Genomic DNA, 25084 nt, shown 5'->3' with positions numbered 1-25084 from the left:
GCCGCGGCGCCGGCCGGACCCGACCGCGGGGGGCGGGTCCGGCCGGCGGCCGCTCGCTGCTGCGGCGGCGTTGCCGCGCCGCTGGTGCTGCTGCTGCGCCCGCCCGCGGTCAGATGCCGCAGGAGGGAGCGGACCAGTAGCGCGAGGACCGGCCGTCCACGTGCGTGTGGTCGTTGTGACCCGGGTAGCCGGGACCGAGGATCCCGCCGAAGCCGTGGGTGCGCGCCTGCTGGGCCAGCCGGCAGAACGACGGGGAGCCGACGAGGTCGGCGGCCGTGCCGTACAGATGCTGGCTGTTGGAAGCGCCGCCGACCGCGCTGTTGCACGAGGTGGAGCGGAAGCCGCTGGTGATGTTGATCGGGACGTCGCCCAGCGCGTGCCTCATCGCCTCCAGCTTCCACATGGTGCGCTTGGCGTTCTCCTTGGCTGTCGCCGCGGATACCGCGCCACCGCTCCAGGTGGAGTTGCACTTGTTCAGCTCACCGTAGGTGAAGTGAATCGGGGTGCAGTCGGCGTCCTGGAGGCTGTAGATCTTGTTGAAGGTGTTGGTACCCGCGACGCCGTCCGAGGCGAGCCCGTACGCGCTCTGGAACTTGGCGACCGCGGCCTTGGTGCGCGGGCCGAAGTTGCCGTCGACGGCGAGGATTTCGCCGGACGTCACGTGCCCGGCCACCCGGATCTGCAGTTGGGTGACGTCCGAGCCGGACATGCCTTCCGAGAGCGTGCGGTTCCAGGTGTAGCACGAGTCCGCCTGCGCGGTGCCGGCGGTCGCGACCGTACCGACGACACACGCCGCCGCGATCATGACGATGCTGAGGATGAGTCTGACCGTACGTCTGAGCATGGGGCCTCCGTACCGTACGAATGGGGGGCTCCGAGCCTCGCGTGCGCCGGGCGCACGGTCAACGCACCGCCATTTCGCCAGTGGACTGGACCACTGCCGTAACCGCCGCGCAAGAGGCGGCGGTTACGGTCCGCGGGCGGCGGATCCGGGCAGGCCGGGGGCGTCAGTCGTTGGGGACGGTCTCGTACCGCGGGGTGTTCTCGGCCATCTGCTCCATGACGTCCTTGCGCTCGCGCTTGGAGAGCCGGTCGATGTAGAGCCGCCCGTAGAGGTGGTCCGTCTCGTGCTGCAGGCAGCGGGCGAAGTAGCCCGTGCCCGCCACCCGGAGGGGGTTGCCGTCGAGGTCGCGGCCGCTCACCACCGCGTAGTCCGGGCGGGCCAGCGACATGTACGCGCCGGGGACGGACAGGCAGCCCTCGTTGCCGTCGTCGAGCTGCCGGCGGTCGGCGGGCAGCTCCTCCAGCACGGGGTTGCACACGGCGCCCACGTGCCGTACGCCGTCGTCGTCCGGGCAGTCGTAGACGAAGACCTTGAGGTCGACCCCGATCTGGTTGGCCGCCAGGCCCACGCCCTCCGCCGCCCGCTGGCTGGCGAACATGTCGTCCACGAGCCGCCGCAGCGCGTCGTCGAACTCCGTCACGTCCCGGCACTCGCGGTGCAGCACCGGATTGCCGACCACCGTGATCGGCCGGGCCGTGCCCCGCTCGCGGGCCTCCCGCTCACGCGCCTCCGCGTCCGTCACGTCGTCGATGAACACGTCCGGCGACTCCGCTTCCCGCCCCGCCTGCTGCTGCTCCGCCTGCTGCGTCATGCTCGCCGCACGCCTTCCTGGTTCCCGCCCTCACGAGCTTTACGAAAAGACCGGAGTCCAGGGTACGGCCAGGTTCCGACAGCCTCAGACGACTTCCTCCAGATCCCGCCAGTCCCGGGTGTCCGGGCTGTCCGCCGCCCAGCTCTCCAGCAGCCCGCGCACCAGCGACGCGGGCGCGGCTATCCCGCACTCCCGCTCCGGCACCCACAGCCCGTCCTCGGTCCGGTGTACCAGCGGTCCCGGCTGGCCCGGCTCACTGTGGTCGTGCGGGTCGAGGGTCGCCTGCAGCGAGCCCTCGGCGCTGGGCATGCAGCTCTCCGAGCAGGTACGGCAGAGCAGCCGCACCGACGACGACCAGTCCTCGGCCGCGTACCCCGCCTCGGCCGCCAGCAGCTCGACGGCGTCCCGGTCCGCCTCGGTGGCCGCCTCCAGCAGCACCACCCACGTCGGCACCGGCGAGGGCGCCCAGAGCTCTATCTCGTCGAAGACCGGGTACGAGGGCCCCGCCTGCGTCGCCCGCTCGCCGTGCGGCACCCCGTCGTGCAGGACGACCTCGCCCCACCGCCGTCCCGACGACGGCAGCGGGATGCTCTGCACCTCGATCCGCGCCGGGTCGAGACGGCGGCCCCAGACGACCTCCGCCTCGCCCTCGGGCGACAGCCGCACCGCGGCGCTGCCCAGCTCCATGTCCTCCGGCGGCTCGGCCGCCCCCTGGTGCGTGGCGCCGCCGGGCACGGTCAGCCCGTACGCCTGCCAGGCCCGCCGCGCCAGCGGCCAGTCCTGGAGCGCGGTGGCGGCGATGCCGACGTTCCACCAGTCGGGCGCGCCCGACTCGCGGTCGAGCAGCGCGACGGCCCGCAGCCCCGCGGCGCGCGCCTGCTCCCAGTCGTGCCGGAACTTGTGCAGCAGCGCAAGGTTGAACCACGACTCCGACAGCCAGGGCTCCAGGCCCGCGGCACGGGTGAGCAGCGCGCCCGCGTCGTCGTACCGGCCGTCGCCGATCAACGTGAACGCGCGGTCGGTCGCCTGCCGCCACGAGGCGGAGGGCCGATGCCGTGTTCTGCCGAAGATCCTCACGATTCCTGCCTGCCGTCTTTGACTCCAGGATGACCACTGTGCGGCCCGTCCGCACGGCGTGCTCTCCCGGGGGCGCCGTTGCTCCCCGCAACTTCCTGTCCGCTCGGGTGCCGGGCTATGCCCGCATCCAACCACGCGGTGCCGTACACCCGCTTCTTACCGGTCAGTTCGCGCATACGCCACTCGCCAGCACCTCCCGGAGCGCGTCCACCACCACCGGGTCGTACTCGTCCGCAGTGGCCAGCCGCAGCCGCTCCAGGGCCGCCAGCGGCCCGGCGGCGACCGCGCCCTCACCCTTCGCGTTCCCCGTCACCAGCACGTCGTATGCGGCCGCCACGCGGACGATACGGGCCGCGACCGGCTGGTCACGGTACGGCTCCGCCTGCCGCTCCACGACGACGGCGACCTCGGCGGCCACCCCGGTCTGCCGCACCACCGCCCCGCCGAGCAGGGCGATGCGCCGCCGGTCGGCGAGGCTCTCGGCGCCGGGCGGCACGGTCCCGTCGCCGCCGGGGGGCACGGGGTCGGCCAGGGAGAGCTTGCCGAGGTCGTGCATGAGCGCGGCCTGCTCCAGCACGTCCAGCTCCCGCTCGGAGAGCCCCCGCACCCGGCCGATCGCCCGGCTGAGGGCGGCGACGCGGTGGGCGTGGCCCTGGCCGTGGTAGCCGGCCATCTCGGTCGCGCGGGCCAGGGAGGCGATGGTCTGGCGGTACGTGCGGCGTACCGCGGCGTAGCGGCGGAACGAGACCTGGGTGAGCAGCAGCGGCAGGCTCAGCACGGGCAGCGCCCACGGCCCGGCCACCTGCGCGGCCAGCGCGATGACGACGCCGGTCGCGCACATCGCGGAGCCGACGCCGGGCAGGGCGCGCAGCTCGTCGCGGAGCAGGGGGCCGTACGGCCAGCCGGTGCGGGCCCGGGCGAGGCAGGCGGCGAGCACGGCGTCGCAGAGCGCGGTCAGGGCGAGGACGCCGAGCAGCGCCAGTACGTAGCCGGGGCCCGCGGCGAGGCCCGCGACCGGGCCGCCGTCGCCCTCGCCGGGGGCGCCGGCGCACAGGGGGCGGCAGCAGGCGGCGGCGAAGGCGGTGCCGAGGACCCGGCGTACCAGGTGCTCGGCGGTGGGACCGCGGCCCCGGGCGACGTGCGGGACGGCGCCGACGACGGTGGCGGTGAAGGACACGGCGGCGATCTCCAGGACCGCGCCGCCCGCCGCGTCCGCGGGGATGCAGAGGAGCGCGTACCCGAGCGCCCCGGCGGTCGCCAACGGCGCGGGGATGCGCGCGGGGGCGCCCGCACGGTGGTCGCCCGCCACCTCGCCGAGCACGATGAGGAGGCCGAAGGCGAGGGCGGCCTCGGGCTGGGCGAGCCCGTGCGCGAGGGTCCAGCAGAACCCGGCCGCGGTCGCCGCCCCGGCGGCCCCGACCGCCACGCGCACCTCGGGCGGGGTCCGGTGCCGGGCGCGGCGAACCGATTCGCTCACGGGGCGCCACCGCTGCGTACGACGTCCGCCGTACCGCCCGCCGCGCTGTCGCCGCGCCGCTCCCCGGCCCCGCCGCGCAGCGGGGCGGGGACGGCGGCCGGCTCGTCCGCGGTGACCTCGGCGTGCCAGCCGCGCCGCTCGATCGCACCGGCCAGCGCCCGCACCATCCGGGGGTCGAACTGCGCCCCCGCGCACCGCCGCAGCTCCGCCAGCGCCGCGGGCACCTCGCGGGCGCGGCGGTAGGAGCGGGTCGAGGTCATGGCGTCGAAGGCGTCGGCGACCGCCACCACCCGGGCGTATTCCGGAATCCCCTCACCGGTGAGCCCGTACGGGTAACCGCCGCCGTCCATCCGCTCGTGGTGGTGCAGGATGGCCGAGCGCACCTCCTCCAGGAAGCCGATGCCGCGGACGATCTCGTGCCCGTACTCGGGGTGCAGCTCGATGATCCGCCGCTCCTCCGGCGTCAGCGGCCCGTCCTTGCGCAGGATGCGCGTCGGCACGCCGAGCTTGCCCACGTCGTGCAGGATCCCGGCGAACCGCAGGACCTCCTGCCGCCGCTCGTCCATGCCCAGCTCGCGCGCGATGAGCACCGACGCGCGGCCGACCCGCTCGCTGTGGCCGCGGGTGTAGCGGTCCTTGATGTCGACGGCCTGCACCAGCGCGCGGATCGTCGCCTGGTGCGCCGCGCGTTCGCGGTTGGCCTGGGCGAACGCCCAGCAGGAGATGGCCATCGGCAGCAGCACGAGCAGCCCGCTGGCGGGCCCGTGCGGGCTGTGCCAGAGCATCGCCATCATCATCCCGGCGAGCCCGTGCACGAGGTACGTGCCCGCCGCCGCGGGCGCGCCGGCGAGCGCGGCGCGCGGGGAGCGGCGCTCGGCGGCGGCCTGCATCAGGGCGGCCAGGCAGGTGAGTACGGTCCAGAAGGCCGCGACCGCGGCGAGCGCGGCGGGCAGCAGTGCGGGGAACCCGGCCTCGCCGAGCCTGGCGTCCCCGGGCATGCGCCCGGCGGCGTACGCGGCCGCCCAGCCGGCGAGCGCGAGTTCCGCGGCCCGCCACAGCCGCCGCGGGGCGGCGGGCTGCTCGGCGATCCGGGCGGTCAGCGCGCCCGGGAGGGGGACGAGGGCCGCCGCGGAGGGCGGCAGCAGAAACGCTCCTGCAAGGAGGACGGGGAAGAACGCGCCGATACCGTCGGGCACCCGTCCGGCCAGCGGCGGGACACGCCACAGGTGTTCACCGGCCGCGTAGACGACGGCCAGCAGGGCCAGCGCCGCCCAGGGGGTCGCGGCACCCGGCCGCAGCGCGGGAGCGGCGCACGCCGCGGTAGCGAGCAGTGCGCACAGCAGACAGGCGCGCCCGGCCGCAGAGACCTGCGCCACCTGCCCCATGCGCCCCACGCTCCTCGTCCGCGCTGTACTCCGTACGAGTTGGGGAGCATAGGGCGGCACCTACGGCCGAATGGGGCGCAGTTGCGTAAAAGAACACTACGAGGCGGGTGGATTCGCACCTTCGAGTGACGTGGGACGGCCCTCGTCACCGGCGTCGAGCACCGGCTGCTCCGGTACCTCGTCGCCGGACCTGATGGTGTCGATCCGGCCCATCACCTTCGCGCGCAGATCCGCCGGTACGTCGTCCTGCCCGCAGCAGCGCTTGACGAGCTTCTTCACGGCCTGCTCCAGGCCGTACTTCTCCAGACAGGGGCTGCATTCGTCGAAGTGCACCTGGAACTTCGCGCAGTCGCCTTCGGGCATCTCCTTGTCGAGATACTCGTAGAGGTGGTCGAGGACCTCTGAGCAATCCGTCTCGTGCGCCTCTCCGCAGCTCATGATCCCGAGCCCTTTCCCGTGTGCGACCCGGCCGACTCAGGGCCGGCACCCGCCGGCATCAGACCGCGCTCCTGCGCGTAGTCCTCCAGGAGACCGCGCAACTGGCGGCGACCGCGGTGCAGCCGGGACATGACCGTACCGATCGGTGTCCCCATGATGTCCGCGATCTCCTTGTAGGCAAAGCCCTCGACGTCCGCCAGATAGACCGCGATCCGGAACTCCTCCGGGATCGCCTGGAGGGCCTCCTTCACGTCCGAGTCCGGCAGGTGGTCGAGCGCCTGGGCCTCGGCGGAGCGCAGACCGGTCGACATGTGCGACTCGGCGCGCGCGAGCTGCCAGTCCTCGATCTCCTCGGCGGCGCTGCGCTGCGGCTCACGCTGCTTCTTGCGGTACGAGTTGATGAACGTGTTGGTCAGGATGCGGTAGAGCCACGCCTTCAGGTTCGTGCCCTCGCGGAACTGGTGGAAGGACGCGTACGCCTTGGCATAGGTCTCCTGCACCAGGTCCTCCGCGTCGGAGGGATTGCGCGTCATGCGCAGCGCGGCCGAGTACATCTGGTCGAGGAACTGGAGCGCGTCGCGCTCGAAGCGCGCGTTCCGCTCGGCGGACGTCTCCTCGGGCGCCTTCGGCTCCTCGGCCGCCCCGCCCTTCCCCGTGTCGGTCCCAGTGACGAGACCCACCTCCTCCAGCACCGTGGTGGAGCCTCCCGTGGCCCCGTACGGTTCGGAGGATAGACGACGTACGTGCACATCCGCCGCCCAGTACTTCTCCGCTGCCTCCGGCTGCGGACGAGACGGGCATGCGACCCCGGTCATGCGTTTCCCTTCGACGATCGCGTGACGTACACCGGTGAGAACGCACCCCGCCGATGCCGCATTCCCCGGGCGGCCCCTGTGAACCGCCGCCTGTACGGGCCCCGGCCTGCCCGGACGGGTGCCAAGGGGCGCGGGCGGAGGAGGGCACGGATCTGCGACGTCGCCTGTGCGGGAGCGCCGGGGGCGCGTGCCGCTCGCCTAGATTGTGGTGTGTGAAGCCCACCACCCAGACCGTCGCCACCCCGCCCGGCGACGCCCGGATCACCTGGCACCGGGCCGCCCGGCCGCGGCTCGTGCTCGCGCTGAGCCACGGCGCCGGCGGCGGTATCGAGGCCCGTGATCTGCGGGCGCTGGCCGGCGCGCTGCCCGCCGAGGGGGTCACCGTCGCGCTCGTCGAGCAGCCGTGGCGGGTCGCGGGACGCAAGCTGGCGCCCGCGCCCAAGACCCTCGACGCCGGGTGGACGGCCCTGTGGCCCGCCCTGGAGAAGCCCGGCGTGCCGGTCGTCGCGGGCGGCCGGAGCGCAGGCGCCCGGGTCGCGTGCCGTACGGCCCGGGACCTCGGCGCCCTGGCGGTGCTCGCCCTGGCCTTCCCGCTGCACCCGCCGGGCAAGCCGGAGAAGTCGCGGCTGGCGGAGCTGCTGGACGCCGGGGTGCAGACCCGCGTGGTGCAGGGCGAGCGCGACCCGTTCGGCGGCCCCGCGGAGTTCCCCGCGGACGTCGACGTCGTGCCTGTGCCGTACGCGGACCACGGCTTCGCCGTGGCCAAGAGCGCGCCGCCCGACGAGGCCGCAACCGCAGCCACGATCACCGCCGCCGCGGCGGACTGGCTCGCAGGACTGCGCTGACGCCCGGCGTGCCCCGTACCCGCGCCACCGCCGCCCCGCGGAGCGCCGGGCGGATCAGTCGGCCTTGAGCTTCTTCCTCTTCGAGTGGGCACGGGCCAACAGCACGATGAGCACGAAGACGGCGGCGAGAATGCAGAGCACCACGATCACCGTCGTGCCGCTGGTCTCGCCGCCGGAGCCGCCGCCGCCGAAGCTGCGGCCCCGGCCGCGGCGCGCGAGTAAGTCGGGAACGTCCTGGAGGTAGGTCATGAGCGGGCAGCTTAGGCCGATGGAGAACGGGGACGGAGCCGGCCCCGGGAAACCGCCGCCTGGACCTCGCCGGGCCGGGCGGACCCGGCCCGGGACCGCCCGGCCAACGCGGCCCCTAGAACCCCCTAGAACCCCCTAGAACAGGGTCTCCTCCTCCGGCGCCGCTATCTCCTCCACCAGCTCCGCGCCGTTGTTGCGCACGTCGCTCACCTTCGTCGACACCGGGAACGCCCGCAGCAGCCCCGCCGGCGGCGGGGTCAGCAGTTCGCGCAGGGCTTCCGGGTCCTTGTTGGCCGGGTCGAGCCAGGCGTCCCAGCGGTCCGGGGTGAGCATCAGCGGCATCCGCGGGTGGATCTCGGCGAGGGTGTGCGGCCCCGGCTCCCCCGCGGAACCGCCGGCCAGCTCCGTGGTCTCCGCCTCCGTCGTGACCACCGTGCACGTCACCCACCACGCGCGCGGGTCGTCGTCCGGCAGCGTCTTGTCCCTCCAGAACTCGAAGAGCCCGGCCATCGCGAAGACCGAGCCGTCGGCCGGGGTGACGAAGTACGGCTGCTTGCGGGGCCGCTTCTTCTTGCCCTGCTCCTCCAACTGCCGCTCGCCCTTGAACGTCAGCCACTCGAAGTAGCCGTCGGCCGGCAGCAGGCAGCGGCGGGAGGCGAAGGCGCGGCGGTAGGCCGGCTTCTCGTGCACGGTCTCGGCCCTGGCGTTGATCATCTTCACGCCCAGGTCCGGGTTCTTCGCCCAGGACGGCACGAGGCCCCAGCGCAGCGCCCGCAACTGCCGCACGGGCCGGGGGTCGTCCGAGTCCCGCTCGGGGCGCTCCAGCACCGCGTACACGTTCTTGGTGGGCGCCACGTTGTAGTCGGGCGCGAGCGTCTCCTCCGGGTCCCACTTCTCCACCTCGAAGAGGTTGACGAGGTCCTCGGGTTTCCTGCTCGCCGCGTACCGTCCGCACATGGGTGACAAGACTGCCACGCCCCTCTGACAGCCCGCACACGGTGCCTTGGCTACCCTGCTCGTCCGAGCACCGGGAGGGCACATGGAAGGAACCAGCCTCGGCGAGCTGTGGGACCGCGTCGTCGGGACGCAGCCGGACCCCTCGGAGTGGCTGGTCGTGGTGACGGGGCTGGTGGCGCTCTCCGTCGTGCTGCCCTGGGGCGTATGGCGCGTGGCGCGCAACGCCGTCACCATCGCGCACGAGGGCGGCCACGGCCTCGTCGCCGTGCTGACCGGCCGCCGCCTGGAGGGCATACGCCTGCACTCCGACACCTCTGGCCTGACCGTCAGCCGCGGCAAGCCCTCCGGCGTCGGCATGGTCCTCACCGCCGCCTCCGGCTACACCGCCCCGCCGCTGCTCGGCCTCGCCGGCGCCTGGCTGCTGGCCGACGGGCGCATCACGGCGGCGCTGTGGGGCGCGATCGCCCTGCTCGCGGCGATGCTGCTGATGATCCGGAACGCGTACGGGGTGGTGACCGTCGTCCTGACCGGGGCCGCGTTCTTCCTCGTCTCCTGGCTGACCGAGCCGGAGGTGCAGGCGGCGTTCGCGTACGGGGCCGTGTGGTTCCTGCTGCTCGGTGGGGTGCGGCCGGTCTTCGAGCTGCAGCGCAAGCGGCGCCGCGGCGAGGCGCCGCAGTCCGACGCCGACCAGTTGGGGCGGCTGACGCACACCCCCGCCGGGCTGTGGGTGTTCCTGTTCTACGTCGTCGCGCTCTGCGCCCTCGCCGGCGGCGCCCGCTGGCTGCTCGACCTCTGATCCGCCCGGCGCACCCGCTCCCGCCCGCGACCCCGGCGCCGCCGTCCACAACCCGCCGGTTGTCCACAGGCGGCGGGCGAACCCTGCGAGGGGCGGTCCGGCCCGCATAGGGTGAGTGCCATGACCGCTTCGCAGAGCAGCCCCTGGCCCGCGCCGACCGCCTCAGGCCCGGTGACCGCGGCCGTCACCGTGCCCGGGTCGAAGTCGGTCACGAACCGGGCGCTGGTGCTCGCCGCGCTCGCCGCCGGGCCCGGCCGGCTGCGCCGGCCGCTGCGTTCGCGCGACAGCGCCCTGATGGCGGGCGGCCTGCGGGCCCTCGGCGTCGGCATCGAGGAGGGCGCAGGACCGGACGGCACCGAGGAGTGGCGCGTCACCCCGGGCGGCGGCCTGCGGGGCGACGCCGCGGTGGACGTGGGCAACGCCGGCACGGTCATGCGCTTCCTGCCGCCCGTCGCCGCCCTGGCCGAAGGACCGGTCCGCTTCGACGGCGACCCGCGCAGCCACGAGCGCCCGCTGCACGGCGTGATCGACGCGCTGCGCGCCCTCGGCGCCCGGATCGACGACACCGCGCAGGGCAGCCGCGGCGCCCTGCCGCTGACGGTGTACGGGGAGGGGACGCTACGGGGCGGCCCGGTCGAGGTCGACGCCTCCTCGTCCTCCCAGTTCGTCAGCGCGCTGCTGCTGTCCGCGCCGCGCTTCGACAAGGGCGTGGAGCTGCGGCACACGGGCGACCGGCTGCCCTCGCTGCCGCACATCCGGATGACCGTGGAGATGCTGCGGGGGGCCGGCGCCGAGGTGGACGCACCGGAGGACGGCGGCGAGCCGCACGTGTGGCGGGTGGCGCCGGGCGGCCTGCGCGGCCGGGACCTGACCGTGGAGCCGGACCTGTCGAACGCCCAGCCGTTCCTGGCCGCCGCGCTCGTCACCGGCGGCCGGGTGACGATTCGCGACTGGCCCCGGCAGACCACGCAGCCCGGCGACGCGCTGCGCGAGATCTTCACGGAGATGGGCGGCTCCTGCGAGCTGGTGACCACCGCGGCCGGCACGGACCTGGTCTTCACCGGCGCTTCCTCGCCGGGCGGCGTCCGCGGCATCGACATCGACCTCTCCGAGGTCGGCGAGCTGACGCCCGGCATCGCCGCGGTGGCGGCGCTGGCGGGTTCGCCGTCCCGGCTGCGCGGCGTCGGCCATCTGCGGCTGCACGAGACGGACCGGCTCGCCGCCCTCACCCGGGAGATCAACGGGCTGGGGGGCGACGTCACCGAGACCGGCGACGGCCTGGAGATCCGCCCCCGCGCGCTGCACGGCGGCGTCTTCCACACGTACGACGACCACCGGATGGCCACCGCGGGCGCGGTGCTGGGCCTGCTGGTGAAGGGGGTGCAGGTGGAGAACGTGGAGACGACCGCCAAGACCCTGCCCGACTTCCCCCGGATGTGGGCCGGCCTCCTCGCCGGGACGGACACAGGACCCGGAGCCGGGCCCGCAGCCGGCGCGTCCGCCGCCGCGGCCCCGAGAGACTGACCCGCGCGATGCGGCGCTACGGCAAGAACCCCGACGAGGACGACGTCCGCGTACGCCCGGACCGCCGGGGCAGCCGCCCCCGCAGCCGCAACCGCCCCAAGCACGAGGACGCCGCCGAGGGCTTCGTCCTCACCGTCGACCGCGGCCGCATCACCTGCCTCGTCCAGGAGCGCACGATCACCGCCATGAAGGCGCGCGAGCTGGGCCGCAAGGGCATCGTCGTCGGGGACCGGGTCGCCGTCGTCGGGGACGTCTCCGGCGACCCCGGGACGCTGGCGCGCATCGTCCGCGTCGAGGAGCGCAGGTCGGTGCTGCGCCGCACGGCAGACGACGACGATCCGTACGAGCGCGTGGTCGTCGCCAACGCCGACCAGTTGGCCATCGTCACCGCCCTCGCCGACCCGCCGCCGCGGCCGCGGCTGGTGGACCGCTGCCTGGTCGCCGCGTACGACGGCGGGCTCGACCCGCTGCTCGTGCTGACGAAGTCGGACCTGGCACCCGCCGACGAGCTGCTGGAGTCGTACGCGCCGCTGGGCGTACGGGCCGTCGCCTGCAACCGCGACGAGCTGGCCACCGGCGAGGGCGCCGCCCGCGTGCTGGACCTGCTCACCGACCGCGTCACCGCCTTCGTCGGCCACAGCGGCGTCGGCAAGACCACTCTGGTCAACGCCCTCGTGCCGGAGCGCCAGCGGGCCACCGGCGAGGTGAACGTCGTCACCGGCCGCGGCCGGCACACCACGACGTCGGCGCTCGCCCTGCCGTTGCCCGACGACAAGGGCTGGGTCATCGACACCCCGGGCGTGCGGTCGTTCGGCCTGGCGCACGTGGATCCCTCGCGCGTCATCCACGCCTTCCCCGACCTGGAGCCCGGGACGGCGGACTGCCCGCGCAACTGCAGCCACGACGAGCCGGACTGCGCGCTGGACGCCTGGGTCGCCGGGGGCCACGCCGACCCCGCGCGGCTGGCCTCGCTGCGCCGCCTGCTCGCCACCCGCGAGCGCCGGGAAGGGGACTGACCGCGGCCGGGCCCGCGGGCTGCCGAAGCGTTTCGGCAGGTCCGTCGCCCCCGCGGACGCGTGTTGGGCATAATCGCAGGAGCGTCAACCGAACGGGAGGCACTACACGATGGCGTGGCTGCTGGTCGTCGTGGCCGGAATCCTCGAAACCGGCTTCGCCGTCTGCCTCAAGCTCTCCCACGGCTTCACCCGGCTGTGGCCGACGGTTGCCTTCTGCGTGTTCGCGCTCGGCAGCTTCGGCCTGCTGACGCTGTCGCTGAAGAAGCTCGACGTCGGCCCGGCGTACGCGGTGTGGACGGGCATCGGTGCCGCGGGCACCGCGATCTACGGCATGGCCTTCCTCGGCGACATGGTCTCCACGCTGAAGCTCATCTCCATTTCGCTGGTGATCGTCGGCGTCATCGGCCTGCAGCTGTCCGGCTCGGCGCACTGAGCGCCAGCAGCCCGCGCACCGTACGCTCCACGTCCTCGCCCCGGGCCGCGGGCGCGACCACGTAGGACAACGTCAGCCGGGTCACCGCCTCGCAGACCCGGCGGCGTTCGCCGAGGGTCCCCGGCAACTGCTCCTCCAGCGCCCGCAGTACCCGGTCGCGTACCTCATCGACCAGCTCGGCAGGCGTCTCCACCGACGGGTCCGGGCGCCGTACGCCCGGCGTCCCGCCCCGGGCGGGCGCGCGCCGCGCCGGGGTCGGCAGTTGCTCGCCCCAGCAGCCGGTGAGCGCGGCGCGCACCAGCGGGTTGCCGCGCGCGGCGCGCAGGGTCCAGGTGACCAGCGCGAGCAGTCGGCCACCGGCGTCGGCGCCGGATCTGCGGGCGCCTGCCAGCGTCCGTTCCACGCCCGCGAGATAGCCGTCGATCTCGCGTCTGACGAGGGCCTGGGCGAGGCCCTCCTTGCTGCCGAACTCGTTGTAGAGGGTCTGGCGGGACACCCCGGCCGCGGCGGCGACGTCGACCATCCGCACCGCCGCCCAGGGCCGGCTCCTGAGTGCCGCGAAGGCGGCGTCGAGAAGTGCCTCTCGCGCTGTGGGCATCCTGGCCTCCAGAGGGCGACCGTGCGCTCAGAATTGACGCACCGCCAGGTGCTGTCAAGGGTCCGTACGAGGGGCTCGGAGACCCGCCACGCGCGCGGGCGAAGGTTGGCGGTGCACCTTTGGGGTTACTGTTCGTTGCATGGCCGGTTTTCATGATGATCTGCGTCTCGCCCACGTCCTGGCGGACGCCGCCGACGCCACCACGATGGAGCGGTTCAAGGCCCTCGACCTGAAGGTCGAGACGAAGCCGGACCTGACTCCGGTGTCGGAGGCGGACAGATCGGCGGAGGAGCTGATCCGCTCCTCACTGCGCCGCGCCCGGCCACGCGATGCCGTGATGGGCGAGGAGTACGGCACCGAGGGCACGGGCCCCCGGCGCTGGATCATCGACCCCATCGACGGTACGAAGAACTACGTGCGCGGCGTCCCCGTCTGGGCGACGCTCATCGCGCTGATGGCGCCGGGCCCCGAGGGCAACCAGCCGGTCGTCGGCGTGGTGTCGGCGCCGGCCCTCGGCCGCCGGTGGTGGGCGGTGCAGGGCGGGGGCGCGTACACCGGCCGCAGCCTGGCGAAGGCGAGCCCGCTGCGGGTGTCGGGCGTCCAGCGCATCGAGGACGCCTCGTTCGCGTACTCCTCGCTGCACGGCTGGGACGAGCGCGGCCGGCTCGACGGCTTCCTGCACCTGACCCGCGACTGCTGGCGCAGCCGGGGGTACGGGGACTTCTGGCCGTACATGATGGTCGCCGAGGGGACGGTGGACATCTGCGCGGAGCCGGAGCTGTCGCTGTGGGACATGGCGGCGTGCGCGGCGATCGTGGCGGAGGCGGGCGGCTCGTTCACCGGTCTCGACGGCGAGCCAGGGCCGCACAGCGGCAACGCCGCGGCGTCCAACGGGCTGCTCCACCAGGAACTGCTGAAGTACCTCGGCCCGTAGCGGCACGTCCGGACCGCCGGTCAAACCCGCGCCCGGGGGCGCGGGGGACGGCGGCCGGGCATCTCCCGCCCCTTGTTGCCCTCTCCTGAGCGTGCCAATCTGGCAATGACAGACCTTGTGAACTTGTGAAAACCTTCACAGGTCGCGCAAGGGCCCGTTCGCACGTCTAGGAGGTGGCTCCACCCCATGCTCGTCCGCGACGCCATGAGCACGGTGGTCCTCACCATCGGCCCCGCACACACACTCCGCCAGGCCGCCCGGCTGATGTCGGCGCGGCGCGTCGGCGCGGCGATCGTCCTCGACCCCGACACCAGCGGGCTCGGCATCCTGACCGAGCGCGACATCCTCAACTCCGTCGGCGCCGGCCAGGATCCGGACACCGAGAAAGCCGACGACCACACGACCACGGACGTCGTCTTCGCCGCACCCGGCTGGACCCTCGACGACGCCGCCGACGCGATGACCCACGGCAGCTTCCGCCATCTGATCGTCCTCGACGACGCGGAGCCGGTGGGCGTCGTGTCCGTACGCGACATCATCCGCTGCTGGACCCCCGCGCGGCAGGTGCCGGAGCGCCGCGAGACAGCCCTCGCGTAGCGCGCCCGGACGCGTCAGAGGGGCCGGGAGCCCGACCGGCATCCCGACCCCTCTGTCCGTGCACGGCAACCGGTCCGCGCCCGCGCAGGGCCTGGAGCACGGTCCCGGAACCGATCGCCGCAGTCTGTCGGCGAGCTTACATTAGACATAGTCCAAGTCAAGATGCCAATGAAGTTCGTATGGGTTCTGGTCATAGAGCGGTGCGCTGCTACCCTGAATGCATGAGCGACCTCCTGGAGCGACTGCGCGGCCGCGGCTTCCGGCTCACCGCACAGCGGCGAGTCGTGGCCGAGGTCCTGGACGGCGACCACGTGCACTACACGGCCGACGAAGTACTCGCGCGTGCCACCGCCCGGCTCCCGGAGATCTCCCGGGCGACCGTCTACAACACGCTGGGCGAGCTGGTCGCCCTCGGCGAAGTGCTCGAAGTCAGCACGGACGGCCGCGCCAAGCGGTACGACCCGAACGCCCACAGTGCGCACCAGCACCTGGTCTGCAGCCGCTGCGGCTCGATCCGGGATGTGCGCCCGGAGGGCGACCTGCTGTCGACGCTGCCCGAGGCCGAGCGCTTCGGCTTCCGGGTCTCCGGCGCGGAGGTCACATATCGCGGCATCTGCCCGGACTGCGCGGAGCGCAGCGCTTAGTAATTTGCACTGGTCGATCGGCCAGGGGTAGTGTTGGTTTCACCGACGCGGGGTGGAGCAGCTCGGTAGCTCGCTGGGCTCATAACCCAGAGGTCGCAGGTTCAAATCCTGTCCCCGCTACCACTGACGGAGGCCCGGACCACTTGGTCCGGGCCTCCGTCGTTGTCTGTGCGCGGGCGAACACTACACGGAAGCGGCCGGCGGCTGTGTGCCGCCGGCCCGCTCTCTCAGGCGGTCAGCTCCTGTGCGAGCGCGTCCCGCAGCCGGGCGGCGCGCTCGGCGACCTCCGCGGGGCCCAGCTCCACCGCGCGCGACGACCAGTGCTGGCTCTCCGGCAGGTCGCCCCGCCGCGCCGCCAGCAGCGCCAGCCGCAGCGCCGCGCGGCCGTGGCCGTGCTCCGCCGCCCGGCGCCACCAGATCGCCGCCTCCGGCACACTGCCCTCCCGGGCCAGCAGCAGGCCCAGGTTGAACGCGCCGTTGCGGCTGCCGGCCTCCGCCGCGGCCCGGTACCACCGGCCCGCGGCCTCCGTGTCGCCCCGGGCGGCCGCGCGCATGCCCAGCCGCACCTGGGCACGCCGGTGCCCCTGCCGCGCGGCCTGCTCGTACCACCGCTCGCACTCGGCGGCGTCGGCGTCCGAGCCGCCCGCGCCGGCCGTACCCGCAGAACCCGCGCCGCCCCACGCCCGCGCACTGCGCGAGCCCGCGGCGTCCGGCCCCGGCCCCGCTCCGGGCCCGGGCCGCCGGTCGTCCAGCAGTGCCGCCAGCCGGAACGCCGCCTCGGGGCTGCCGCCCTCGGCGGCCGTCCGCAGCCGGTGCTCGGCGTCCTTCTCCTCGCCGTCGCGCAGCAGCGCGATGCCGACCTGCAGCGCGGCCTCCACGTGCCCGGCCGACGCGGCGCGCTCGTACCACTGCCGCGCGCCCGTCTCGTCGTCCCGGCCCGCGTGGATGATCCCGAGGTTGAACGCGGCGTCGACGCTGCCCGCCTCCGCGGCCTTCGAGAACCACGGCTCGGCGCCCGCGGCGTCGCCGCGCTGCAGCAGCAGCACGGCCAGCGCGTTGGCCGCCTCGCAGTGCCCGGTGTACGCGGCCTGCCGATACCACTGCTCGGCCTGCTCGACCCGGTTCTCCCCGGCGCACAGCAGCGCCAGGTTGTATGCGCCGTTGACGTCGCCCGCACCGAGCGCCGCCCGGTACCACCGCTCCGCCTCCTGCGGCTCGCCGCGGTCGGCGTAGAGCGCGCCGAGCGCGTTCGCCGCGTTGCCGTCGCCGTCCTTGGCCGCCTGGCGCCACCACACGGCCGCGCTGGCGTCGTCCCCGGCGTCGCGCAGCAGGAAGCCCAGCGCGCAGGCCGCGCGCGGCTCGCCGCCCCGCGCGGAGATCACGTACCACCGGCCGGCCTCCTGCGACTCGCCGCGCTCCTCCAGGAGCGTGCCGAGGTGCAGGGCGGCGCGCACGTGCCCGCGCGCGGCGGCCTGCCGGTACCACTGCTCGGCCTCGGCGACCGGGTCGTCACCGGTCCCGGGCCCGCCGCGGACGAGGCTCACCGCGCCCGGCGCCGCCGGGGGCGTCAGCCGCGTACCGGTCTCGACGCCGCTGCCGGACCTGGCCCGGGTGCCGGTGTCCAGGACGCGCGCGAGGCGGTACGCCGCCTCGCGGTGCCCCTTGTCCGCGGCGATCCGGAACCAGCGCTCCGCGCCCACGTCGCTGCGGTGCTCCAGCAGGTCGGCGAGCGCGTACGCGCCCAGCGCGTGCCCGGCCTCGGCGGACTGACGCAGCCAGTACTCGGCGCCGGGCTCGTCGCCGTTCTCCCGGTAGTAGCGCCCCAGCGCGTGCGCGGCGGCGGGCGAGCCGCCGACCGCGGCGATACGCCACCAGCCGGCCGCCTCGTGCACCTGGCCGCGCTGGTAGAGCAGCACGCCCAGGTTGTTCGCCGCCGCCCGGTCGCCCTCGGCGGTCGCCGCGCGCAGCACCGGCTCCGCGCCGTCCAGGTCCCCCTTGCGCAGCAGGGCGGCGCCCCGCGCGCTGAGCTGCGCCACGGCCGGATCCTGGCCGCGCGCAGCGCTCGGCTCACCGGCGGCGGGAGCCTTGCGCTCCTGCCCTCCGGTGCCCCCTGTCTTACGGGCGTCCAACACCCTTGCCTCGTCCCCCATGAGGTCCATCGTCGCACCACCTGCAACCCGCGTACACCTGGTATACCGCAGCCAGGAAGGTCACTTCAGCGGTTTGTCGACTTCCCGACACAACGACTGATCAAACCTTGTCACGCCTACACCCCCCAAAACAATGACCTCGGGAACACACACACGACACATCCGTCCCCCCACCACCACACCGCCCCCACGGTGCCCACGGATCATGCGGCAGGAACACGTCGAGGCCCGGAGTCCGATGGACTCCGGGCCTCGATCTCGCGTAGCGGGGACAGGATTTGAACCTGCGACCTCTGGGTTATGAGCCCAGCGAGCTACCGAGCTGCTCCACCCCGCGTCGTGTGCCGTAAGGCTATCACGCTGCCGGGGGCCCCAACGCCGCCTGTCCTCGCGGCCCGTGGCCCGCCGGACGTCACGTCCGGCGGGCCACGGCCGCCCTAGGCCCCGCCGCCTCCGCCGTCACCGGCATCACCGGCATCACTGCCGCCTCCGCCGTCACCGCCGCCGCCGTCGTCGGCTCCGTCACCGGCTCCGTCGCCGTTCGCGCCGGCCTGCTGCTCGGCGTCCTCGATCCGCTGGAGCGCCTCCTCCAGGTCGTCCTGGGCCCGGCCGTACGCCTCCCAGTCCTGGTCCTGGAGCGCCTGCTGACCGTCCTCGTAGGCCTTCTGGGCGTCCTCCACGGCGTCCTGGAGACTGCCGCCGGCCGGCGGTTCCTCTGCCGGTGGTGGCTCCTCGCCCGTGTCCTCGGGTGATGTCGCTTCCTCCACCCCGAAGACGACGTTCAGCGCCTTGGGCAACGTGTCCTCGAAGGCCGTCTGGTCGCCGTACGTGACCAGCACCTTGCGCAGCAACGGGTAGCCGGTGCCGGTGCCTTGCACGTACACCGGCTCGATGTAGATCAGTCCGCCCTCCAACGGCACCGTCAGCAGGTTGCCGTAGATGACTTCCGAATCGCCTCTCTGGAGGATGTTGATCTGGTCGGCGATCGCGGCGTTGGAGTTGAATCTGGACTGCACGAGCTTCGGTCCCGGCACGGGACTGTTGGGTGGCAGCTTCAGGATTCTGATCTGACCGAAGTCGTCGGTGCGCGCGTCCGCGCCCACGGCCATGTACGCGCCCAGGTTGTTGCGGTTGCGTGGCGTGAACGTGGTCGTCAGCGAGAACGACCGCGAGTCCTGATCCGGCATCTTCATACTGAGGTAGTAGGGCGGCACCGAACTCTCGACCTTGGTGGTCGGGTCGTCCGGGATCTCCCACTGCTCACTGCCGGAGTAGAACTGCTTGGGGCTGGTGACGTGGTACTGCGTCAGCAGCTCGCGCTGGACCTTGAAGAGGTCCTGCGGGTAGCGCAGGTGGTCCATCAGCGCGTCGCTGATCTCCGCACGCGGCTTGACCGTGTCGGGGAACGCCTTCATCCAGGTCTTGAGGACGGGGTCCTCGGTGTCCCACTCGTAGAGGTCCACGCTGCCGTCGTAGGCGTCGACGGTGGCCTTCACCGAGTTGCGGATGTAGTTGACCTGGTTCTGCTGGGCGATCACCGAACGCTGGTCGTCCGTCAGCGAGTCGGCCGTCGTGTCGCCCAGGGTGGTCCTGGTCGAGTACGGATAGCCGTTGCTGGTGGTGTAGGCGTCCACGATCCAGGTGATACGCCCGTCGACCACCGCCGGATACGGGTCGCCGTCGATCGTCAGCCAGGGCGCGACGGCCTCCACCCGCTCCTTCGGGGTGCGGTTGTAGATGATCTGCGAGCCCTCGCCGATCGCACCGGAGTACATGATCTGCGGCTCGCTGAACGTCAGCGCGTACGCGGCCCTGTTGATCGGGTTGGAGAGGTCGACGCCGCTGTCGCCCTTGTAGCGGTACGTCTTCTCGCCGGAGTCGTCGGCGTAGTCGACCTCGTCCTGCGGGCCGCCCACGATCGAGTAGTCGCGGGTCTGCTCGCCGTAGTAGATGCGCGGCTCGTACTCGCCGAGCTCGCCCTCGGGCGGCAGGTTCTTCTCCGTGTACGCCGGGTCGCCGTCCTCGGTGACCTCGGTGCCCTTGGCCGCGACGACGCCGTAACCGTGCGTGTACCGGAAGTGGCTGTTGATCCAGCCCTTCTCCGGGATGCCGTTCACGTTGATCTCACGCAGACCGACGACGGTGTCCTGCGAGTTGCCGTCCTGGTCCTCGTACCGGTCGACGTCCAGGGTGCCCGGGAACTGGTAGTAACCGCGGACCTGCTGTTGCTGCTGGTACGTCGGCGAGACCACGCTCGGGTCGAGCAGCCGGACGCTCGCCGTGCTGTCGACGGCGCTGCGCAACTGCTCGTTGGTGGTGTCCTTGGGCGCCTGGCCCGAGTACTCCGTCACCTGGGAACCGTCGATGTCGTACGCCTTGCGCGTCGCGTCGATGTTCTTCTTGATGAACGGCGTCTCCTTGGCCTGCTCGTTCGGCTGCACCTGGAACTTCTGCACGATCGCCGGGTACAGCCCGCCGATCAGGATCGCCGAGAGGACCATGAGGCCGAGGCCGATGAGCGGCAGTTGCCACGTACGCCGCCACAACGTCGCGAAGAACAGCACCGCGCAGATGATCGCGATGACGAAGAGGATCGTTTTCGCCGGCAGGTAGGCGTTCGCGTCGACGTAGCGCAGACCGGTCCAGCCGTCGGTGGTCTTCAGGCCGCTGGTCTTGGTCGCCAGGCTGTAGCGGTCGAACCAGTACGCCACCGCCTTGAGCGCCACGAAGGTGCCCAGCAGCACGGCGAGATGACCGGTCGCGGCGGAGGTGGCCCGCGCGCCGGGGCTGGAGATACGCAGGCCGCCGTACAGGTAGTGCGTCAGCGCGGCGGCGATCGTGCAGAGCACGATCGCGGCGAAACCGAAGCCGAGCAGGAAGCGGTACCACGGAAGATCGAAAGCGAAGAAGGAGATGTCCTTGTGGAACTGGGGGTCCTTCTCGCCGAACGACTGGCCGTTGACCCACAGCAGCCAGGTGCGCCACTGCCCGGTCGCGGAGGCGCCGGCGATCAGGCCCACCAGCGTGGCGATGCCGAGCAGCACCCACTTCTTGTAGGGCGCCAGGTTCATCCGGTAACGGTCGAGGCTCTCCTGCTCCAGAGACATCGCGCTGAGCGGCGGCCTGAGCCGGTGGGCCAGCCAGATGTTGAAGCCCACGGCGAACGCCATCAGCAGGCCGAAGACGAAGAACAGCCCCACCTTGGTCCACAACCGGGTGGTGAAGACCGACGAATAACCGACGGAGCGATACCAGAGCCAGTCCGTCCAGAAGCCGGCGAACATGACGAAGATGATCCCCAGGATGGCAAGCGCACCCAGGGTCATCAGCAGTGTTCGCACTCGCCGGGACGGCCTGCCCACACTGATCCGTGGCCCGGTGGGGCCCCCGCCGCGGTCCGGCATCTGGAAAGCCAAGGTGGCACCTCGATCGAGACGTGAACGTCATGTCATACGGCCCCCGCGGCACAGGGGCCCAATGTGGCAACTTACTAAAGCTTTACTCAGTTCCCGCCGGGGGGTGGCAGAGACCGATGAGGCAGGATTGCGACCATGTCCAACTCTCCCACCGGCGGTCCACCCCTGGCAGCCGACCCGCTGACTCGCGCGGTCCTGGAGCTTGACGAGTACGCGGCCGGTTTCGGCTGGGACCGGCCGCCCCGGCTCTTCGCCCTCGTCGACACCGCGCGGCTGCGCGCGCAGGAGCCGGACCTCGCCCAGCGGCTGAACCTCGACGCAGGTCAGGGCGCGGGCGGCAGCCCCGCTGCCGAGCCCGCGGCGGGGCCGGCAGCGCAGGTCTCGTACACGCCGATCGAGCAGCAGGAACTGCCCGCAGGGCAGCCGCTCGACGAGTTCCTCGGCACCATCGCCTGGCCCGACGCGGTCGGTGGCTGCGCGCTGACGGTCGAGCGGCTGATGCTCCCGCCGGCGGCTGAGGCCGAAGTGCCGGACGACCTCGACGAGGCGGGGCTCGCCGCCTGGGTCGCCGGGCATCCGCGGCGCGAGGAGGTCCGGATGACGGTCGGCGTGCTGCGCAACGGCAGCCGGGAGGCCGCGGTGCGGCTGCGCTCCAAGGACGCGCCCACGGAGGTGCTTACGGGGCCGGATCTGGTACCGGGGCTCGCCCAGGCGCTGGCGGCGACGTTCGACTGACCCCGCCGTAACGGCCGGCCGCCTCCTCCGGGGGGGCCGGCTGTTGCACGTTCCGTGCGCTCCGTACGCGCCCAACTACTCCTTGCACTCGTCGAGCTGGTCCAGATTGCCGTCGCGGATGTCCTTCAGCGCGTCCATCGCGTCGGACATCGTCCGCACCTCGATGAGCGTGAGCCCGTCGGGGACGTCCCGCGCAGCCGTGGCGCAGTTCGCCGCGGGCGTAAGGAAGAACTTCGCGCCCTGGTCGCGGGCGCCGACGGTCTTCATGTGGATGCCGCCGATCGGCCCGACCCGGCTCTCGGTGTCGATCGTGCCGGTGCCGGCGACGAACTCGCCGCCCGTGAGGTCGCCCTTGGTGAGCTTGTCGACGATGCCGAGCGCGAACATCAGCCCCGCGCTGGGGCCGCCGACGTCGGCGAGCTTGATGTCGATCTCGAACGGGAAGGTGTGCGCGGTGCCCGCCGTGATGCCCACCATGGCCTTACCGGGCTCCTGGTCGGACTCCTTGGTGGTGACGGTGATCTCCTCGCCCGGCAGTTTGCGGGGGTCCTCGCCGTTCTTCTCGGCCTTCTCCGCCTTGTCCGCGGGGACGATGCGGAACGTGACCTTCTCCCCCGGCTTGCGGCTGGTGACCAGTTTGACCACATCGCCGGGCCCGTTGACGGGCTCGCCGTCGACGGCCTTGATCACGTCACCGGCGTGCAGCGTGCCCTGCGCGGCACCGCCGGCGACCACGGAGGCCACGATCACGCGCGTGGTGAAGGGGATGCCCAACTCCTCGAGCGCGGCGACCTTGGCGCTCTCCTGCGAGGCGGTGAACTGCTCGGCGTTCTGCTGGTCGACTTCCTCGGCGGTGCTGTCGTCCGGGTACAGCGACTCGTGCGGCACCACCGCGTCGTCGGGCGAGAGCCAGCCGTAGACCGCCTCGACGAGGTTCATCTTGTAGTCGGCGCCGGTGACGCGGACCGTCGTCATGTTGAGGTTGCCGCTCGTCGGAAACGTCTTGCGGTCCTCTATCTGCAGGACGGGCTCGCCGTCGTGGTCCCCAAGGGTGTTCACCGTGGGCCCGGGCGACATCTCTGCGTACGGCACGGGGATGAAGACCCCGGCGACGAGGATGGCGAGCAGCGTCACGGTGGAGGCGAGCAGCGTCGCCGTGCGGCGTGGCATAGAACGACAGTACGGGACGCTCAAGCGGCCCCGGAACGGGAGTGGCTACGCTCCATGGCTTCCCGGAAGCGGGCGTACCCCGCGAGCTCCGTGCTGTCGCCCACCTTGCGGGTGCGCGTCGCCCAGCTTGCCCATATCGCGGCTCCCCCGGCTGACGCGAGGGGTATGACCAACCAGGCTATCGCTGCCATCCCGTGCTCCTAGCTGACGTGAGGTCTTTCCGATAAGCCAACGCTCACGCGGGCCCGGAAGTTACGCAACTCGACAACCTCAGCCAGCGCCTACCCATTCCTCCGTCCCGTCGGTGAACTTCTGGTGTTTCCAGATGGGAACGTCGCGCTTGAGGGTGTCGACCAGGCGGCGGCAGGCGTCGAACGCCTCCGCGCGGTGCGGGCAGGAGACGGCGACGACGACGGCGAGATCTCCCACGGCCAGTTCCCCCACGCGGTGGACGGCGGCCAGCGCCCGTACCGGATAGTCGGCCGCGACCTTCTCCGCGATCCGGCGCATCTCGGCCTCGGCGGTGGGATGGGACGAGTACCCCAGCGCGGTCACGTCCTGGACGCGCTCGGACGCCGCCTGCCGGTCGTGGTCGCGGACCGTGCCGACGAAGAGCGCCGTGCCGCCCGCGGCGGGGTCGCCCACGGCGGCGAAGACCTCGTCGAGCGACAGCGGCTGCTCACGGATCGCGACGAGCCGTACGGGGTCCGCGGCGGCCTGCTCGCCCGGGTGCTGCGGGATGTCTGCCATCCGTCCATCCTGCCGCACGGGAGCGGCGACGCGCCCCCGCGCGGCGGGCGGCCGGGGGCGCCGCGCATACGGGCCGGGGCGCGGTCCGTACGCGACGCTCCGCCGCTGCGCCGGCTCAGATCTTGCCGCGCCGCGCCTTGCGCACCCGGCGCACGACCGCGGCCGTGCCCAGCAGCGCGACCGTCGCCCCGGCCGCCCCCGCGGCGCCCGCCGCGGCGGCGTCCTTGCGGCCCAGCCGGCGGCCCGCGACGGTGTGCCGGCCGGAGACCTCCGCCAGCAGCTCGGCGAGGACCTCCTCGTTGGTGTGCTGCGGGCGCCAGCCCGCGTCGTGCAGCCGGCTCCCGCTGACGACCCACGGGTACATCGTGTACGCCAGGTCACCGGCCGGCGACGGGGTGAGCCCGAGGCGGTGCAGCCGGGAGGCGGCGCCGAGCGCGACGGCCGACGGCAGCTCCATGCGCCGGATGCCGGTCAGCTCCTCGACCTCCTCCTGCTCCAGCCAGCCGTCGCAGCCGACCGCCAGCTCCCCTTCCGCCTTCTCCAGCGCCGCGAACTCCAGCGCGGCGGCCAGATCGTCGATGTGGCAGAACTGCCAGCACGGCCGGGTGCCCTTGACGACCAGCAGCCTGGGCGACTCGAAGTACCTGGTCAGCGGGGTGTCGACGCCGCCGACGACGGCGGCCGGGCGTACGACCGTGACATTGAGCCCGGGGTGCGCGCGGGGCGCACGGCGGCCCAGGCGCTCCATCTCCAGCAGGTCGCCGACGCCGGTGGCCTCCTCGGTGGCGCGCAGCTCGGCGTCCTCGGCGAGCGGGACGGGGTTGTCGGGCAGCGCCCCGTAGACCATGGCGGAGGTGCACAGGACGACCCGGCGCACGCCGGCCGCGGCGGCGGCGGTGAGCACCGTCTGCGTACCACGTACGTTGTACGCCGTGCGGGCCGTGGCGTCGGTCTCCAGGTCCAGGTCGAGGGCGAGGTGGACGACGACGTCCGTGCCGCGCAGCTTGTCGGCGATCGCGGGGTCCCGCACGTCCAGCACGTGCCAGTGGGCCTCGGGCAGCTCGCCGCGCCGCTCGTCGATGGCGACGACCTGCTTGACCTCGTCCGAGGCCGCCAGCCGCTCCGTGAGCAGGGCGCCGATGCCGGCCGCCGCGCCGGTGACGGCGACGACGGGGCGCCACGTGCCCTGGGCGGGCTCGTCGGCCGCGCCCCCTTCGGCGGCCTTTCGCGCTGCGCGAACGTTCGGTTCCGGGGAACTCACCGAGCGGCTCCAGTGGTTGTGTGCAGTAGTTCCATCCATCCTGCCCCAGCCGCACCCACAGCGTGGGCGGCGGGCGCCAGGACATCGTGCAGGCATACGAAGCGGCATAGGGTGGAGGTAGTGGAGGGCGTACGCCGCCGGCCCGGTGCAGGCGGCCCGACG

The 25084-nt window shown here is 73.0% G+C and carries 24 protein-coding genes and 2 tRNA genes; 10 read left to right on the top strand and 16 right to left on the bottom strand.

All coding sequences use genetic code 11. The annotated features are described in order from the left end of the window. Positions 1–109 precede the first annotated feature (109 nt). The 7 genes from OG946_RS25885 to OG946_RS25855 form a co-directional block, all read right to left on the bottom strand. Positions 110–844, bottom strand: coding sequence for a D-Ala-D-Ala carboxypeptidase family metallohydrolase (locus OG946_RS25885; protein ID WP_326798395.1), 735 nt, complete (start codon positions 842–844; stop codon positions 110–112). 163 nt (positions 845–1007) lie between these two features. Then, positions 1008–1655: a peptide deformylase gene (def, locus tag OG946_RS25880; RefSeq protein ID WP_326798394.1), complete on the bottom strand. Its 648-nt coding sequence runs from the start codon at positions 1653–1655 to the stop codon at positions 1008–1010. 84 nt (positions 1656–1739) lie between these two features. Continuing rightward, on the bottom strand, positions 1740–2732 hold the full coding sequence (locus OG946_RS25875; protein WP_326798393.1) for a tetratricopeptide repeat protein: 993 nt from the start codon (positions 2730–2732) through the stop codon (positions 1740–1742). Positions 2733–2895: 163 nt separating this feature from the next. Continuing rightward, positions 2896–4209 carry a metal-dependent phosphohydrolase gene (locus OG946_RS25870; protein WP_326798392.1) on the bottom strand — a complete coding sequence of 438 codons (1314 nt, stop codon included), beginning with the start codon at positions 4207–4209 and terminating at the stop codon, positions 2896–2898. Continuing rightward, positions 4206–5585, bottom strand: coding sequence for an HD-GYP domain-containing protein (locus tag OG946_RS25865; RefSeq protein WP_442814644.1), 1380 nt, complete (start codon positions 5583–5585; stop codon positions 4206–4208). The genes OG946_RS25870 and OG946_RS25865 overlap by 4 nt, the downstream gene beginning before the upstream one ends. A 105-nt stretch (positions 5586–5690) precedes the next feature. Then, positions 5691–6032, bottom strand: coding sequence for a mycothiol system anti-sigma-R factor (gene rsrA / locus OG946_RS25860; protein ID WP_326798390.1), 342 nt, complete (start codon positions 6030–6032; stop codon positions 5691–5693). Next, the gene (locus OG946_RS25855) at positions 6029–6712 is read right to left on the bottom strand and encodes a sigma-70 family RNA polymerase sigma factor (protein ID WP_326800370.1); all 684 of its coding nucleotides are present in this window, start codon (positions 6710–6712) and stop codon (positions 6029–6031) included. Before OG946_RS25855 ends, rsrA begins: the two co-directional genes overlap by 4 nt. A 347-nt stretch (positions 6713–7059) precedes the next feature. Here OG946_RS25855 and OG946_RS25850 point away from each other — a divergent pair, with 347 nt between their 5' ends. After that, positions 7060–7692 (top strand): alpha/beta hydrolase family protein, encoded by a 633-nt coding sequence (locus OG946_RS25850; RefSeq protein ID WP_326798389.1) that lies wholly within the window; start codon positions 7060–7062, stop codon positions 7690–7692. 54 nt (positions 7693–7746) lie between these two features. On the opposite strand, the gene OG946_RS25845 is transcribed toward OG946_RS25850, so the two are convergent. Together OG946_RS25845 and OG946_RS25840 are read right to left on the bottom strand one after the other, a co-directional pair. After that, positions 7747–7941 carry a hypothetical protein gene (locus OG946_RS25845; protein ID WP_326798388.1) on the bottom strand — a complete coding sequence of 65 codons (195 nt, stop codon included), beginning with the start codon at positions 7939–7941 and terminating at the stop codon, positions 7747–7749. A gap of 135 nt (positions 7942–8076) precedes the next feature. Continuing rightward, the gene (locus OG946_RS25840) at positions 8077–8898 is read right to left on the bottom strand and encodes an SOS response-associated peptidase (protein WP_326798387.1); all 822 of its coding nucleotides are present in this window, start codon (positions 8896–8898) and stop codon (positions 8077–8079) included. Positions 8899–8980: 82 nt separating this feature from the next. Between OG946_RS25840 and OG946_RS25835 the strand changes: the two genes are divergently transcribed. From OG946_RS25835 to OG946_RS25820, 4 genes are all read left to right on the top strand, one after another. Next, the gene (locus tag OG946_RS25835) at positions 8981–9694 is read left to right on the top strand and encodes a M50 family metallopeptidase (protein ID WP_326798386.1); all 714 of its coding nucleotides are present in this window, start codon (positions 8981–8983) and stop codon (positions 9692–9694) included. 120 nt (positions 9695–9814) lie between these two features. Then, the gene (aroA, locus tag OG946_RS25830) at positions 9815–11218 is read left to right on the top strand and encodes a 3-phosphoshikimate 1-carboxyvinyltransferase (protein WP_326798385.1); all 1404 of its coding nucleotides are present in this window, start codon (positions 9815–9817) and stop codon (positions 11216–11218) included. A gap of 8 nt (positions 11219–11226) precedes the next feature. Then, entirely contained in the window at positions 11227–12234 is a 1008-nt protein-coding gene (gene rsgA / locus OG946_RS25825; RefSeq protein ID WP_326798384.1) for a ribosome small subunit-dependent GTPase A, read from the top strand. Between the two features lie 109 nt (positions 12235–12343). Then, positions 12344–12667 carry a DMT family transporter gene (locus OG946_RS25820; RefSeq protein ID WP_326798383.1) on the top strand — a complete coding sequence of 108 codons (324 nt, stop codon included), beginning with the start codon at positions 12344–12346 and terminating at the stop codon, positions 12665–12667. Here OG946_RS25820 and OG946_RS25815 read toward each other — a convergent pair. Then, complete coding sequence (locus tag OG946_RS25815) at positions 12633–13190, bottom strand: TetR family transcriptional regulator (protein WP_442814643.1); 558 nt, start codon at positions 13188–13190, stop codon at positions 12633–12635. The genes OG946_RS25820 and OG946_RS25815 overlap by 35 nt on opposite strands. Positions 13191–13404: 214 nt before the next feature. On the opposite strand from OG946_RS25815, the gene hisN reads away from it, so the two are divergent. The 4 genes from hisN to OG946_RS25795 all read left to right on the top strand — a co-directional run bounded on the left by hisN (position 13405) and on the right by OG946_RS25795 (position 15563). Further along, positions 13405–14199, top strand: coding sequence for a histidinol-phosphatase (hisN, locus tag OG946_RS25810; protein WP_047017945.1), 795 nt, complete (start codon positions 13405–13407; stop codon positions 14197–14199). Between the two features lie 186 nt (positions 14200–14385). Next, positions 14386–14796: a CBS domain-containing protein gene (locus OG946_RS25805; RefSeq protein ID WP_101421693.1), complete on the top strand. Its 411-nt coding sequence runs from the start codon at positions 14386–14388 to the stop codon at positions 14794–14796. A 221-nt stretch (positions 14797–15017) separates the two neighbouring features. Then, positions 15018–15440 (top strand): Fur family transcriptional regulator, encoded by a 423-nt coding sequence (locus OG946_RS25800; RefSeq protein ID WP_326798381.1) that lies wholly within the window; start codon positions 15018–15020, stop codon positions 15438–15440. A gap of 46 nt (positions 15441–15486) precedes the next feature. Beyond that, positions 15487–15563, top strand: a tRNA-Met gene (locus OG946_RS25795). 104 nt (positions 15564–15667) lie between these two features. On the opposite strand, the gene OG946_RS25790 is transcribed toward OG946_RS25795, so the two are convergent. From OG946_RS25790 to OG946_RS25780, 3 genes are all read right to left on the bottom strand, one after another. Continuing rightward, the gene (locus tag OG946_RS25790) at positions 15668–17476 is read right to left on the bottom strand and encodes a tetratricopeptide repeat protein (protein WP_326798380.1); all 1809 of its coding nucleotides are present in this window, start codon (positions 17474–17476) and stop codon (positions 15668–15670) included. A 377-nt stretch (positions 17477–17853) separates the two neighbouring features. Then, positions 17854–17927, bottom strand: a tRNA-Met gene (locus OG946_RS25785). A 100-nt stretch (positions 17928–18027) separates the two neighbouring features. Next, a complete protein-coding gene (locus OG946_RS25780; protein ID WP_326800369.1) occupies positions 18028–20994 on the bottom strand; it encodes a UPF0182 family membrane protein in 2967 nt (988 codons plus the stop codon). A 147-nt stretch (positions 20995–21141) separates the two neighbouring features. On the opposite strand from OG946_RS25780, the gene OG946_RS25775 reads away from it, so the two are divergent. Beyond that, a complete protein-coding gene (locus OG946_RS25775) occupies positions 21142–21741 on the top strand; it encodes a PPA1309 family protein (protein WP_326798379.1) in 600 nt (199 codons plus the stop codon). Positions 21742–21816: 75 nt separating this feature from the next. Here the strand turns inward: OG946_RS25775 and OG946_RS25770 are convergent, their stop codons facing one another. The 3 genes from OG946_RS25770 to OG946_RS25760 all read right to left on the bottom strand — a co-directional run bounded on the left by OG946_RS25770 (position 21817) and on the right by OG946_RS25760 (position 24922). After that, complete coding sequence (locus OG946_RS25770; RefSeq protein WP_326798378.1) at positions 21817–22911, bottom strand: YlbL family protein; 1095 nt, start codon at positions 22909–22911, stop codon at positions 21817–21819. Between the two features lie 270 nt (positions 22912–23181). Beyond that, positions 23182–23661 (bottom strand): molybdenum cofactor biosynthesis protein MoaE, encoded by a 480-nt coding sequence (locus tag OG946_RS25765; RefSeq protein WP_326798377.1) that lies wholly within the window; start codon positions 23659–23661, stop codon positions 23182–23184. Positions 23662–23776: 115 nt separating this feature from the next. Next, on the bottom strand, positions 23777–24922 hold the full coding sequence (locus tag OG946_RS25760; RefSeq protein ID WP_326798376.1) for an SDR family oxidoreductase: 1146 nt from the start codon (positions 24920–24922) through the stop codon (positions 23777–23779). Positions 24923–25084: the final 162 nt, after the last annotated feature.

The organism is Streptomyces sp. NBC_01808 (assembly GCF_035917395.1).
In the GTDB taxonomy this organism is placed as follows: domain Bacteria; phylum Actinomycetota; class Actinomycetes; order Streptomycetales; family Streptomycetaceae; genus Streptomyces.
This window is presented reverse-complemented; position numbering and strand designations above follow the sequence as displayed.